10 protein-coding genes are annotated in these 12,220 nt (G+C 36.6%); 5 read left to right on the forward strand and 5 right to left on the reverse strand.

The window, feature by feature from the left end; genetic code table 11:
* Positions 1–101 precede the first annotated feature (101 nt).
* Entirely contained in the window at positions 102–662 is a 561-nt protein-coding gene (locus tag HX004_RS08175; RefSeq protein ID WP_286441971.1) for a transposase, read from the forward strand.
* Positions 663–769: 107 nt separating this feature from the next.
* Here the strand turns inward: HX004_RS08175 and HX004_RS08180 are convergent, their stop codons facing one another.
* Complete coding sequence (locus HX004_RS08180) at positions 770–1,828, reverse strand: 3-oxoacyl-ACP synthase III family protein (protein WP_286441972.1); 1,059 nt, start codon at positions 1,826–1,828, stop codon at positions 770–772.
* A gap of 296 nt (positions 1,829–2,124) precedes the next feature.
* On the opposite strand from HX004_RS08180, the gene HX004_RS08185 reads away from it, so the two are divergent.
* The 4 genes from HX004_RS08185 to HX004_RS08200 all read left to right on the forward strand — a co-directional run bounded on the left by HX004_RS08185 (position 2,125) and on the right by HX004_RS08200 (position 6,477).
* Entirely contained in the window at positions 2,125–2,832 is a 708-nt protein-coding gene (locus HX004_RS08185; protein ID WP_286441973.1) for an SDR family oxidoreductase, read from the forward strand.
* A gap of 18 nt (positions 2,833–2,850) precedes the next feature.
* A complete protein-coding gene (locus HX004_RS08190; RefSeq protein WP_286441975.1) occupies positions 2,851–3,252 on the forward strand; it encodes a DoxX family protein in 402 nt (133 codons plus the stop codon).
* Between the two features lie 194 nt (positions 3,253–3,446).
* Complete coding sequence (locus HX004_RS08195) at positions 3,447–5,594, forward strand: S41 family peptidase (protein ID WP_286441977.1); 2,148 nt, start codon at positions 3,447–3,449, stop codon at positions 5,592–5,594.
* A gap of 79 nt (positions 5,595–5,673) precedes the next feature.
* A complete protein-coding gene (locus tag HX004_RS08200; RefSeq protein WP_286441979.1) occupies positions 5,674–6,477 on the forward strand; it encodes a class I SAM-dependent methyltransferase in 804 nt (267 codons plus the stop codon).
* An 81-nt stretch (positions 6,478–6,558) separates the two neighbouring features.
* Here the strand turns inward: HX004_RS08200 and HX004_RS08205 are convergent, their stop codons facing one another.
* The 4 genes from HX004_RS08205 to HX004_RS08220 all read right to left on the reverse strand — a co-directional run bounded on the left by HX004_RS08205 (position 6,559) and on the right by HX004_RS08220 (position 12,085).
* Positions 6,559–8,334, reverse strand: coding sequence for an AMP-dependent synthetase/ligase (locus tag HX004_RS08205; RefSeq protein ID WP_286441980.1), 1,776 nt, complete (start codon positions 8,332–8,334; stop codon positions 6,559–6,561).
* A gap of 218 nt (positions 8,335–8,552) precedes the next feature.
* Positions 8,553–10,832, reverse strand: coding sequence for an FUSC family protein (locus HX004_RS08210; protein ID WP_286441981.1), 2,280 nt, complete (start codon positions 10,830–10,832; stop codon positions 8,553–8,555).
* 207 nt (positions 10,833–11,039) lie between these two features.
* Positions 11,040–11,741, reverse strand: a complete 702-nt coding sequence (locus tag HX004_RS08215) for an LrgB family protein (RefSeq protein ID WP_286441982.1) — start codon at positions 11,739–11,741, stop codon at positions 11,040–11,042.
* The gene (locus tag HX004_RS08220) at positions 11,738–12,085 is read right to left on the reverse strand and encodes a CidA/LrgA family protein (protein WP_286441984.1); all 348 of its coding nucleotides are present in this window, start codon (positions 12,083–12,085) and stop codon (positions 11,738–11,740) included. Before HX004_RS08220 ends, HX004_RS08215 begins: the two co-directional genes overlap by 4 nt.
* Positions 12,086–12,220: the final 135 nt, after the last annotated feature.

Raw genomic sequence — 12,220 nt, forward strand, 5'->3', positions numbered from 1 at the left:
GATTGCAAGGGCACATTTCCATACGCCTTTCAAAGGGAGATTATGGATTGCAGGGGCACATTTCCATGTGCCCGTACTTACGGATGATAAAATAGAAAATTATGAAATTATTTAATGCTGGAAAAAATAGGAGATCGATTCGTTTAAAGGAATATGATTATAGTAAGGATGGATTATATTTTGTAACCATCAGTTGTTCGAATAATACGCATTTTTTTGGTGAGATTGTAGAAGGGAAAATGAATCTTAATTCTATTGGACAAATTGCTAGAGATGAATGGTTACGAACAGCTGAAATACGAAATTATGTTGTGCTGCATGAATTTATTGTAATGCCAAATCATGTTCATATGATTATAGAACTTTGTTCTGAAAAACAGATACAACAGACCATTGTAATTCAAACATCTTCTAAGACAATTGGATCCATTGTAAGAGGATATAAAATAGCGGTTATAAAGAAGATAAAACTAGAAGCAAATAATTATGTTATACAACGGAAGAAGGAAAATGATATAGAAGATAAAATTCCTTGGTCATACATTCATGCGTGTGCTTATAAAATATGGCATAGAAATTATTATGAATGTATCATTCGTGATGAACGTGCGTATAGCAATATATCAAAATACATTCGAGATAATCCTAAAAGGTGGCAGTAGGGGAAGCTAACAGTTATAGCTAAAAAAGAGAAGTACACATAAATCGTTCTTTCAATATGGTACAATTTTAAAATATAAGCGGGTGTTTCAAAACACCCGCTTATATTTTACACCTGATATACAAATGCATTAATATTCATACCAGCGCCTACAGAAGCAAAGAGCAAATAATCCCCTTTTTCGAAGCTGTGGTTATCCAGTTGTTTATTGACAATCATATCATATAATGTAGGTAGTGTAGCCACACTGCTATTCCCTAATTTTTGAATGTTCATCGGCATGATATGTTCAGGCATGGTGCAGTCGTATAGCTCATAAAAGCGTTTAACGATGGCTTCATCCATTTTCTCATTGGCTTGGTGGATGATGATTTTCTTGATTTGTTCTATTTTTACACCACTCTCATCTAAACACGCTTTCATGGCTTGTGGCACTTCGGTCAAGGCAAATTCATAGATTTTACGGCCTAGCATTTTGATGTAACGTGTATCTTGTTGAGGTTCTTTTTTATAGGATTCTCCAAAGTGAATATAATAGGCTTCATCTGCGGTGAAACTACAACTTTTCGTTGCAATAATTCCCCCAGGTTCATCCGTGACCTCCAATACAGTGGCACCTGCGCCATCCGCATAGATCATCGAATCTCGATCGTGTAAGTCAATCACACGAGATAATGTTTCAGCGCCAATCACCAAACAATATTTAGCAATCCCCAACGACATAAACGCATAGGCTTGTATGACACCTTGCAACCATCCTGGACATCCGAATAGAACGTCATAAGCCACACAATTGGGATTTTTAATTTTGAGGTTGTGCTTTACACGGGAAGCTAGGCTCGGGACAATATCCGATTGATCCGTGCCGTATTTCATATCGCCAAAATTATGAGCAAAGATGATATAATCGAGTTTTTCAATGTCGATTTGTGCATTTTCAATGGCGCGTTTTGCAGCAATCGTTCCAATATCAGCGGTGGTTAAGTCAGATGTGATGTAGCGTCTTTCTTGGATACCTGTAATTTGTTCCAGTTTTTTTGCTACTCTTTCGGTGGAGTCTTTTAAAGGTTGTCCATTTTCATCGCGAAAGTCGAACTGATGAAAATCGTTGTTAGTCACAACTTGTGTGGGGATATAACTCCCTGAACCTTTTATTTTAACAGCCATAATTTAACGTTTTTTGAAGTAATTAAGAATAGTGTTGTAATTACTCTCAGATTAGATGAATTAGTTTATATAATTTGTATTTACTAAGGTACAGAAAGCACTTGTTTTGTCCACTTAAATAAAAGTGAAATTATATGTAATGTAGCTTAAATTTAGTTAATAGGTGAAGCTAATAGATATAAAACGTTTGATAGCTTAATGTTATTGCCTTATTGTATTTGATATATTAATCTACAATAATCGAAAAAGTATTTTTTATTCTTTAATTTAGTGAAAATTAAAAGTTAAAAAGAAGTATGAGAACAAAAGAAGGACAAGTAGCGTACATCACTGGAGGTACAAAAGGCATCGGAAAGGGAATTGCACAAGCGTTAATAGCTGCGGGATACAAGGTTGCTATTTCTGGTCGTTCTCTGGGTGAAGTAGAACGTGTTGCTCGGGAGTTGGGCACAACGGATCAAGTGTTAGCGCTTGCTTCTAACGTTACGCAGTACGAAGACGAAGTACTAGCCGTAGCAAAAATTGTGGAAAAATTCGGTCGTTTGGATGTGGTGATCGCCAATGCGGGTGTTGGGATTTTTGCCTCGATTGAAGAGTTGTCGATTGAAGATTGGAATACGATGATTGATACGAACCTTACAGGGATTTTTCACACCTTGAAAGCAACTGTTGCTCAATTAAAACAAAACAAAGGATATTACATCAGTGTGGCGAGTTTAGCGGGAATTAACTTCTTTGCCACAGGTAGTGGATACAATGCAAGTAAGTTTGGCGTTGTTGGATTTACGCAAGCTGCTATGTTGGATTTAAGAGCCCATGATGTAAAAGTAACCACTATTTTACCTGGTTCAGTGACTAGTCATTTTAATAATCATGAACCCAATGAGAAGGATGCGTGGAAGATTCAACCTGAAGATATTGGCGAATTGGTGGTGGATTTATTGAAAATGAACCCACGTGCATTGCCGAGTAAAATTGAAATAAGACCGCTAAAAACAAGTTAATCCCTTATAAAAAAGAATATGCAAGATTTAGGAAAATTTATTTTACGATTAGGTGTAGGAGGATTGATGATCTTTCACGGAATTCACAAAATCATTCATGGGCACGATATGATTATTGAACAATTAGCAGCCAAAGGATTTCCCACTTGGTTGTGGTTGGGTGTTCCCGTTGGAGAAATTATAGCACCTATTTTATTAATTGTAGGGGCTTTTACTCGCTTATCAGGCGTTCTTATTGCCTTTACCATGGTGATGTCTATGGTATTGGTGAAAGGTGGAGGTTCGTTCGCTCTTAGCACTACAACGGGTGGACTTGGTGCAGAGTTAAATTTACTGTATTTGGCAGGAGCTTTGGCAATCGCTATGATTGGACCAGGTTCTTTCCGCTTGTACAAGGGAAGAAAAGGATGGTTTATTTAATTTATTTAGTTTATGGTTTACAGTTGACTGTAAACCATAAACTAAATAAATTCTCTGATTTCATTCCAAACCTCTTTTTTAATTAACTCAGACTTTGTATGTTTAGGACATCAACTAAAAACATATAAATTTTGTTAACACTAAAAAATAAACTGTATACCGCATTTTTGTGCACTGCGATATCTTGTACCTGTATGGCTCAAGAAGTGCCTGCAAATTATAATTTTGAAACATTTGAAGATGGTAAACCGGTAGGTTGGCATGTTGACGGAGAAAGTGTTTTTATCCCCATTCAAGATTTTGAGGTTTTTAAGGAAGGAAAATCTGCGTTTCGATTGGAAATGCCAGAAACAGATGAGGTGAACCCTATGTTTGTCGTGTCTAAAATATTGCCTGCCTATAAAGGCAAAAAATTAGTCCTCTCCGGTCATATCAAGACAGATGGAGATAATTTTCAAATGACTCCCATTATTCGCATTGATCCCAATATTGATTTTGTTACTTTACCCGAAAATGTAAAAGGAACAACGGATTGGAAAAAATATGAGCTTACCGTCGAATTGAAACCTGAACAAACGAAACAGCTTGTTTTGGGAATTTATATGTTAGGTAAAGGTACCATTTGGCTAGATGATTTTAAGGTAACCATAGATGGAAAAGACGTTTCAACAGCGGAGATTTTTAAATTTCCAGCAGTAGAGGATCATGCTTTTGACAAGGGGTCTGACGTAGTATTTCCTCCGTTGGATGCGAATCAAATGGATAATTTAGCGCTATTAGGACGAGTATGGGGCTTTTTGAAATACCATCACCCTGCAATTGCAGAAGGTAAGTACAATTGGGATTATGAATTATTCCGTTTTCTGCCTCAATATTTTCAAGTTACTTCATCCAAACAACGCGATGCTTTATTGCTACAATGGATCGAGCAGTTGGGTATGGTAAAGTTATGTGATACTTGTGCAGCAACATCGAAAGAAGCGGTATTAAAACCGAATTTGAATTGGATGGATACCTATCAACTCTCGGATGAATTAAGACATAAGATCGCTTATATTTACGCCAATCGCACGCAAGAAGAACAGTACTATGTTGCGAAAGGATCTTATCAAAATGCTGTTTTTCCCAATGAATTGAGTTATGAAGAAATGGAATTTCCTGATGCAGGTTTTCGTTTGGTATCCTTGTATCGCTTATGGAATATCATGCAGTACTATATGCCCAACCGCCATATTACAGATCGCGATTGGGAAGAGGTGTTGAGAGCTCATATTCAGTCGTTTATTGAGGCAAAAGATCGTCTAGCCTATGAATTAGCAACGGTTCAATTAATCGCAGATATCAATGATACACATGCGGATCTCTGGGAAGGAGGGAAGGCTTTAGCTCAGCATAGAGGAGAGCACTATGTGCCTTTTCGCGTAGAATTTATAGAAAATCAATTGGTTGTAACTGATATTTATAATCCAGAGCTTCTAAAAGATATTCAGATTGAAAGAGGGGATCGGTTAACGCATATTAACCGTAGAAGTATTGAACAAATCTTGGACAGTATTTCTCCTTTTCATCCCGCATCAAATCGAAGCGCACAATTGAGAGATATTAGTTTGTTTAATATCTTGAGAACTAACGAAAACCAAGTTCACCTTGTGTATTTGGATAAAAACAACAAGGAAAAAAAAGCGGTAATTCCGATGTTTCCCAAGAGTGAATTGAAATCGTACGGATGGTTTAAGTCAGTACCTGACGAACCGAGTTATCGCTTTTTAGAAGATACCGTTGGTTACGTGACACTGGGAAATATTCAGGATAGTGATGCACAAAAAATAAAAGAAGCTTTTCGCCATACAAAGGGAATTGTTATTGATATTCGCAATTACCCTACCGCCTTTATGCCTTTTGCTTTAGGTAGTTATTTTGTTGATCAACCTACTCCTTTTGTGAAATTTACTGCTGTGAATTACGGCAATCCTGGGGAATTCGTATTCTTAGACCCTTATATTATTGAACCTGACGAACAACCTTATCAAGGAAAAGTAGTGGTTATCGTGGATGAACGCACTCAAAGTTCAGCAGAGTATACGACAATGGCGTTTCGTGCAGGGCGCAATGTAACGGTGATTGGCAGTCAAACTGCAGGAGCGGATGGCAATGTATCTCAGGTAGTTTTACCCGGTGGTTTGGGAACTTTTATCTCGGCTTTAGGTGTGTATTATCCCAATGGAGAACCGACACAAAGAATTGGAATTGTGCCTGATATTGAGGTGAAACGAACCATAAAAGGGGTGCGTGAACAACGTGATGAATTGTTAGAAAAAGCAATTGAATTGATCAAGAAATAGAAGGATGGTTGACGTAAAGTTTTTATTGATAATTTTACGCTATTACAAAAGCCATCGTATAACTTTACAAAAAACAAAAATGAAACCAGAATTAAATTATATTGAAATAAACCGAAATTCATGGAATAATCGGACAGAAACCCATGTGAAATCAGATTTCTACGATGTAGAGGGATTTATAAAGGGCAAGAGCTCTTTGAATGAAATTGAGCTTCATTTATTAGGAGATATTAAAGGCAAGAAAATACTGCATTTACAATGCCATTTCGGACAAGATACCATCTCGTTGAGTAGGTTAGGAGCAGAAGTGACAGGAGTAGATTTATCTGACGAAGCTATTAAACAAGCAAGACTTTTAGCAGAACAAACGGGATCAACAGCTCAATTTGTTTGTTGTGATGTGTATGATTTACCGAATCAATTGCAAGAAAAGTTTGATATCGTTTATACGAGTTATGGCGTAATTGGATGGCTACCCGATATGGAGCAATGGGCCAAGGTAATCCAAACCTTTTTAAAACCTGGCGGTCGTTTAGTGTTTGTAGAATTTCATCCTGTTGTGTGGATGTTTGATAATGATTTCACTAAAGTAGAATACAATTACTTTAATGCAGAAGCGATTGTAGAAACGGAAAGCGGAACGTATGCTGATAAAGAGGCAGAGATTACCCAATCGTACGTTTGTTGGAATCACAGCATGAGTGAAGTGGTAACCAGTTTACTGCAAAATGGACTGACGATACAGCGTTTAGAGGAATACGATTATTCTCCCTATGCATGCTTTAATCATACGGTTGAATTTGAACCGAATAAGCACCGTATTAAACATTTGGATAACAAAATGCCAATGGTGTATGCGATTGTGGCTAAGACGAATGGTTAGCGGTTTACAGTTGATGGTAATTGGTTAACTGTTTTCCCTTGAAGCATAGAGAATAAAAAATCCGCCAACTGGCGGATTTTTTTATTCTCTATATATTTTTTCGTATAAATCTTTGTAAATTTCCAAGATAACTCTTCGTTTTAGTTTTAAGGTAGGAGTTAATTGACCATTGTCAATGCTCCAAACATCAGGAGTTAATTCGAATTTCTTCACTTGTTCCCATTTACCGAATTTGCGGTTTACGTATTCTACTTCTTTTTCAATGCGTTTGCGCACTTGTTCGTTTTTGATGAGCTCTTCATTGGTATTTCCCAAGGTTATATTTTTGCGTTTTGCCCATTCTCTTACAAATTCAAAATTCGGTTGAATCAAGGCAGCTGGCATTTTTTCTCCTTCTCCAATCACCATAATTTGCTCAATGAAACGCGATTGTTTCAAGGTATTTTCGATGATTTGAGGTGCTACATATTTCCCTCCAGAGGTTTTAAACATTTCCTTCTTGCGATCGGTAATTTTTAAGAAACCTTCTTCATCTATAGTTCCGATATCGCCAGTATGGAAATAACCATCTTTTAACTCCTCTTTGGTACGTTCTTCATCTTTGTAATAGCCCAACATAATATTAGGTCCTTTACATAGAATTTCGCCATCTTCTGCAATTTTTACCACTACATTACTTAACGGTTTTCCAACAGTCCCAATTTTCATGGATCTATTGCGTTCGTCGTTTACTGCAATTACGGGGGAGGTTTCTGTCAAACCATAGCCTTCCATTACGGGAATTCCCGCTGCATTAAATACGCGTGATAGACGGGGTTGCAAGGCTGCACTTCCTGAAACAATAATTTTCATTTCACCCCCCAAGGCTTCTTGCCATTTTTTGAAGACTAATTTACGAGCGATGCCCAATTGGAAGTTGTAAAAGAATCCACGGTTATAGGGTTGATATTTGAAACCAAGCTCTAAAGCCCAAAAGAAAATACGTTTCTTTATTCCAGTTAAAGCAGAACCTGTTGCGAAAATCTTGTCGTATACTTTCTCTAATAGGCGAGGTACAACCGTCATTACGTTGGGTTTTACCTCTTTCATGTTTTCACCCATTTTATCAATGGATTCCGCATAATAAATTCTTACACCACTATATTGGTATAAGTAAATTAGCATACGCTCAAAAACGTGGCATAAAGGTAAGAAACTCAGTGCTTTGAAATGTTGTTCTCTTGTAAAAGGAACGCGCTCACTACTTCCCAATACATTGGATAAGATATTGTTGTGTGAAAGCATTACCCCTTTCGGTTTTCCTGTTGTTCCAGAGGTGTAGATTAACGTAGCTAAGTCATCCGGACGTACGGCTACCTTGCGTTGTTCTACCTGTTCTTGATTCGATTCATCTGCGCCTAATTCGAATAATTCATCTAAATTTTTACAACCTTTGATTGCATCAAACGAATAAACTGCTTTGATCAAAGGTAATTGATCAATAACAGACATTAATTTATCGTAGATTTCTTGATCGGATACTACACAATATGTCGCTTCAGAGTGGCTCAAAATAAAGTGATAATCTTCTGGAGCAATGGTAGGGTAAATCGGAATATTTTGTGCGCCAATCTGTAGAATACCAATGTCCAATAAGTTCCATTTGGTTTGGTTGTTACTAGAGATGACAGCGATTTTATCATTGGGTTGAACACCAAGTCTCAAAAGTGCTCTGGATAGAGCATTGGCTTTTTGGAGATAACTTGCGGATGACGTTTTTTCCCAAACACCGTTAACTTTGGTTACCAGTGCATCTTCCAATGGAAAATGTTCATGTTGGAAATAAGGTATATCAAAAAGTCTAGTTGGATTCATCATCGTCATAATTTATTAGTTATTGCAAAATACGAAAAAAAAAGGGAATTCGATACAAAGTAGGACAAAGTTGTTAACTTTTAAAAAAATAGAAGTACATCTGCTAACAGATGATGAAATTATGTTGAATATTCATAATGAAAAGAGGTGTTGTTTTGCATTTTAAAATAAATTTAAAGACAAAACAACACCTCTTTTTACAGTATTAATAAAAAAGAATCTTATCCTTTTTTAAATAATATGGTAGGATTCAAAACGAGTTTCTTCTGTTGCATTTCTTCTCGTTTATCTCGAATTACTTTACTGATTTTCAATATCTTTTCGGATAAATGTGCCAACCAAGTTAATTGTTGAATCACCATAGCGGATTCTTCCATTAAGTTCTTGATTTGTGTATCATCCGTATAGGATTTTTTCAATTCATATTCTCTAACATTTTGCAAATAGCTCATACTTACGCGGTAACTTTCTTGATCTTCTGCTGTGATTAGATCTTCTTCACTAGGCGTATTGTTGAGTAAATTATGTGTTAGTTGTAAATTCTTGTCGATGTAATCCATCACTAAATTAAAGGATTCAGAAGCCTTGGTTGTATGACGGGATTGTACATATACTCCAATAGACGCAGCAGTAGATAAGAAGGTGTGATTCAATACTGCTAATTCATAAATTTCTGAACGTAAGCGTTGTTTTGATTTTGGTTCTTGAATCATGCGCTGAAAGGAAGCCATCAAGTTTCCAATTTCGATAAAGGCGTATTTACGTGCCAATTTATAAGATAAAGTTGGATCGTTTTTTTGATTGTAAATTTCTTTAATCTCTTTGACGTATTTTTGATTGGCCTGAATGGATTTCGACAAGTGTACGTTGACATTTAAAAACTCCCAAGAAGGCCAAAGCAAATAGTTTGCCCCCAAGGCTAGCAGTGCTCCGATTAAGGTATCAATCACGCGGTAAATCAACAAATCCATAAAATTGGGTGTTAATATTGCATAAATTAGAACCACATACATGGTGATAAAAGTTACCCCAATTTTATAGTCTGTATGCGAAAACCAATACCCCAAAATCATGGTCAGAATGGTTAAATAAGCGATTAATGTGTGGTTATCTTGAAGAATAAACAATAAACCAAAAGCAATTAATCCTCCTAATACAGTCCCAATGACACGTTCAAAAGAACGCGTTTTAGTCAAACCGTATCCCGGTCTCATAATCACGACAATGGTCAGTAAAATCCAATAACCATTGAGTAAGTTGAAGATATTACTGATAATCAACCCGATTAAAATAGTGAGGGTTAAACGCGTAGCATGCCTAAAAATCGTTGAAGTAAAGTTTAAGTTGACAATTAGCGTCTCCCAACGGTAGTGTACAGGAGTCAAGAATTTCTCTAACTCTTTGAAGCGATCTTCTACATTATCATTAAACGTTTTTTCCGTTAAGATGCGCTCTAAGATGTGAATTTTGTCAATCTGACTTTGTGCATAGTGCAATACATTCGAAAAGGAAAGCACGGCTTCTACCTTACTTGGCGATTTACTATGCGCTATAAAAGCAGTTAATTTTTCTTGTAGGGCGATGAGTTTTCGATCAAAATCATATTTTGGTTTGTAATTCAATCCCATATTGAGGGAGTCACCAATATCTTTAATTGTGGTAGCAAAATCTTGAGCTAACGCTTGGTAATCGCGAATAATCGTTGGATCATCATCATCTAAGAGTAGATGTAATTCTTTGTGATCAAAAGAGGTAGAAACGGCAATTTCCAGAATTTCGACGAGGGTAGAAAAGGCGACAAGTAAACGTCTATTGTTGGAAGAGTTGCCTGTGTTTGCCTTGTTGAGTACTAAAAATTCGCGAAGATTTTCGTGTACCTCATTGAGTTTAATTTGGATGTTGAGTTGTTCTTCTACAATTTTATCGGCATGAACCCCAGGGGTCCATAGTTGTGCGCGGTATTTAAGGTATTCCGCGGTTAAGTCCATACACTCCGAAGTTTGTAAGACTCCATAACGACGAGGTCTTATAAAGTAAAAGGCAAGAGAAACAAGTAAATAGAGCAATCCTCCTAAAAGTAGAAGTAGTCCGTGTATCCATAAATCTACACCTACATAACTATGAGCCAATCCCAAACTCGCTGCTAATAATCCACTAAAGGAAAGCATGTTGGCTCGGTGTCCATAAACAGAAATCATCCCTAAACTAAAAATAATAAAGATGAAAACAGGATAAAAATACCAATTTCCTTGAGTGAGAGATAAAAGCAAGGTGACAAAAGGAACGAGTAGCGCCCCTACGAGGATACCGTTTATTTTGTCTTTGAGGTTACTGGGAATATCGACAGGAGCCGTTAATAAAGCACCAACTGCCATAGCAAAGGCCCAATCAAATTGTTGAGTAGGCATAAAAAACAGAAAGGGAATAACTCCTGAAATGGTGATTTTTAGTGAATCGGCTAAGTGGGTATTGTCGGTATATTTTCTTGCTTTTTGGAGCATATTTTCAGTGGCTTAGATTTGTTTTTCTTTCTTTTTATTTGCAATTTTTTACTCTGTATGCAATACTTTCGTAAAATAGTAAATGACAAGTTTTTTTAAGCATAATCTTCTTTTACAGCAGTGTTATTTTCTATAAAGTTACTCAAAATGCTTTATTTTCGGTGGTTTCCAGCTTTGAATTTAATAATAATTTAAAACTAAAGCAACTTATGAGATTAATGGTATCAAAAGGGACAAAATGATTGGAGCTAAAATAGCGGTTAGGATACCGTTAAAAATCATGCCAACACTGGCAAAAGCTCCATATTTGTTACTGATTTCCATGGCTTTCATTGTTCCCATAGCGTGGGAGGAAGTGCCAAGAGCGATGCCTTGAGACATGGGATTGTGAATTCGCGTTAGATGAAGAACTTGAAAACCAATCATACTGCCAAATATTCCTGCAATCATAACAGCCGCAGCGGTAATCGACGGAATGCCGTGAACCGTTTTTGAAATTTCTAAAGCAATTGGCGTACTTACTGATTTGGGAACTAAAGAGTAAATAATTTCGCGTTCCGCTCCCGTCCAGTAGGCTAATAAGACAACAGAAACAACTCCTGTAACACAACCTGTAAACTGACTGATGAGAATCGGAAAAAGTTGTTTCTTTATTACGGGCCATTGAAGGTACAGAGGAATAGCTAAGGCTACAATAGAAGGCTTAAGGAAAAAGTCGATGTATTGACCAGCTTGACTAAAATGCTCATAAGGAATATCCAACACAACCAAATAGATAATCAAAATGGCAGTGGAGAGAATGATGGGATTAAAAATAATCCATCTGTATTTTTCTGTTAGAACCTGACCTAAAGCATAGAAGGCTACTACTAAAAAAAGTAGAAACGTAGGATTGGATAAAAAGCTCATTTTTTTCGTTTTCTTAAAAGTTGGTGTGTGAATCCCGTGATAAAAACAACCAGAATCGTACTGAGTAAGGTGGCCACGACAAGAGGAACAAAAGAAGCTTGTATCAAATCAAAGTAGTTGAGCATAGCCACGCAAGGAGGAACAAAGAAAATCCCCATATTGCGCATGAGAAATCCTGAGATATCTTGAATTGAATGCACTTGTACTACTTTTGTTTGCAATAAAATCCACAGTGTAATAAGACCGATAATACTAGAAGGAAGCTTGATGTCTGTGAGGTAAATGATTAATTCACCAAAGGCAAGGCAGCCAAAAATGACTGCAACTTGTTTGACTAGGTTCATTTTGGATGAAAATTTTTATGCAAAATTACTAAAAGCGTTTGGGAGCAACCTTGAAAAGCAACTAGAATTTTATCCTGAATACCGTTAATTTTTAGGAATAAAATTAAGAGTAGGTACACAATTTTCTCCTATAAA

The organism is Myroides sp. 1354 (assembly GCF_030324495.1).
GTDB lineage: Bacteria > Bacteroidota > Bacteroidia > Flavobacteriales > Flavobacteriaceae > Flavobacterium.

What these genes read in the sequence shown, in the direction of transcription:
- HX004_RS08175 (WP_286441971.1), top strand. Translation starts at nt 102, where the DNA reads ATGAAATTATTTAATGCTGGAAAAAATAGGAGATCGATTCGTTTAAAG.
- HX004_RS08180 (WP_286441972.1), bottom strand. Translation starts at nt 1,828, where the DNA reads ATGGCTGTTAAAATAAAAGGTTCAGGGAGTTATATCCCCACACAAGTT.
- HX004_RS08185 (WP_286441973.1), top strand. Translation starts at nt 2,125, where the DNA reads ATGAGAACAAAAGAAGGACAAGTAGCGTACATCACTGGAGGTACAAAA.
- HX004_RS08190 (WP_286441975.1), top strand. Translation starts at nt 2,851, where the DNA reads ATGCAAGATTTAGGAAAATTTATTTTACGATTAGGTGTAGGAGGATTG.
- HX004_RS08195 (WP_286441977.1), top strand. Translation starts at nt 3,447, where the DNA reads ATGGCTCAAGAAGTGCCTGCAAATTATAATTTTGAAACATTTGAAGAT.
- HX004_RS08200 (WP_286441979.1), top strand. Translation starts at nt 5,674, where the DNA reads ATGAAACCAGAATTAAATTATATTGAAATAAACCGAAATTCATGGAAT.
- HX004_RS08205 (WP_286441980.1), bottom strand. Translation starts at nt 8,334, where the DNA reads ATGATGAATCCAACTAGACTTTTTGATATACCTTATTTCCAACATGAA.
- HX004_RS08210 (WP_286441981.1), bottom strand. Translation starts at nt 10,832, where the DNA reads ATGCTCCAAAAAGCAAGAAAATATACCGACAATACCCACTTAGCCGAT.
- HX004_RS08215 (WP_286441982.1), bottom strand. Translation starts at nt 11,741, where the DNA reads ATGAGCTTTTTATCCAATCCTACGTTTCTACTTTTTTTAGTAGTAGCC.
- HX004_RS08220 (WP_286441984.1), bottom strand. Translation starts at nt 12,085, where the DNA reads ATGAACCTAGTCAAACAAGTTGCAGTCATTTTTGGCTGCCTTGCCTTT.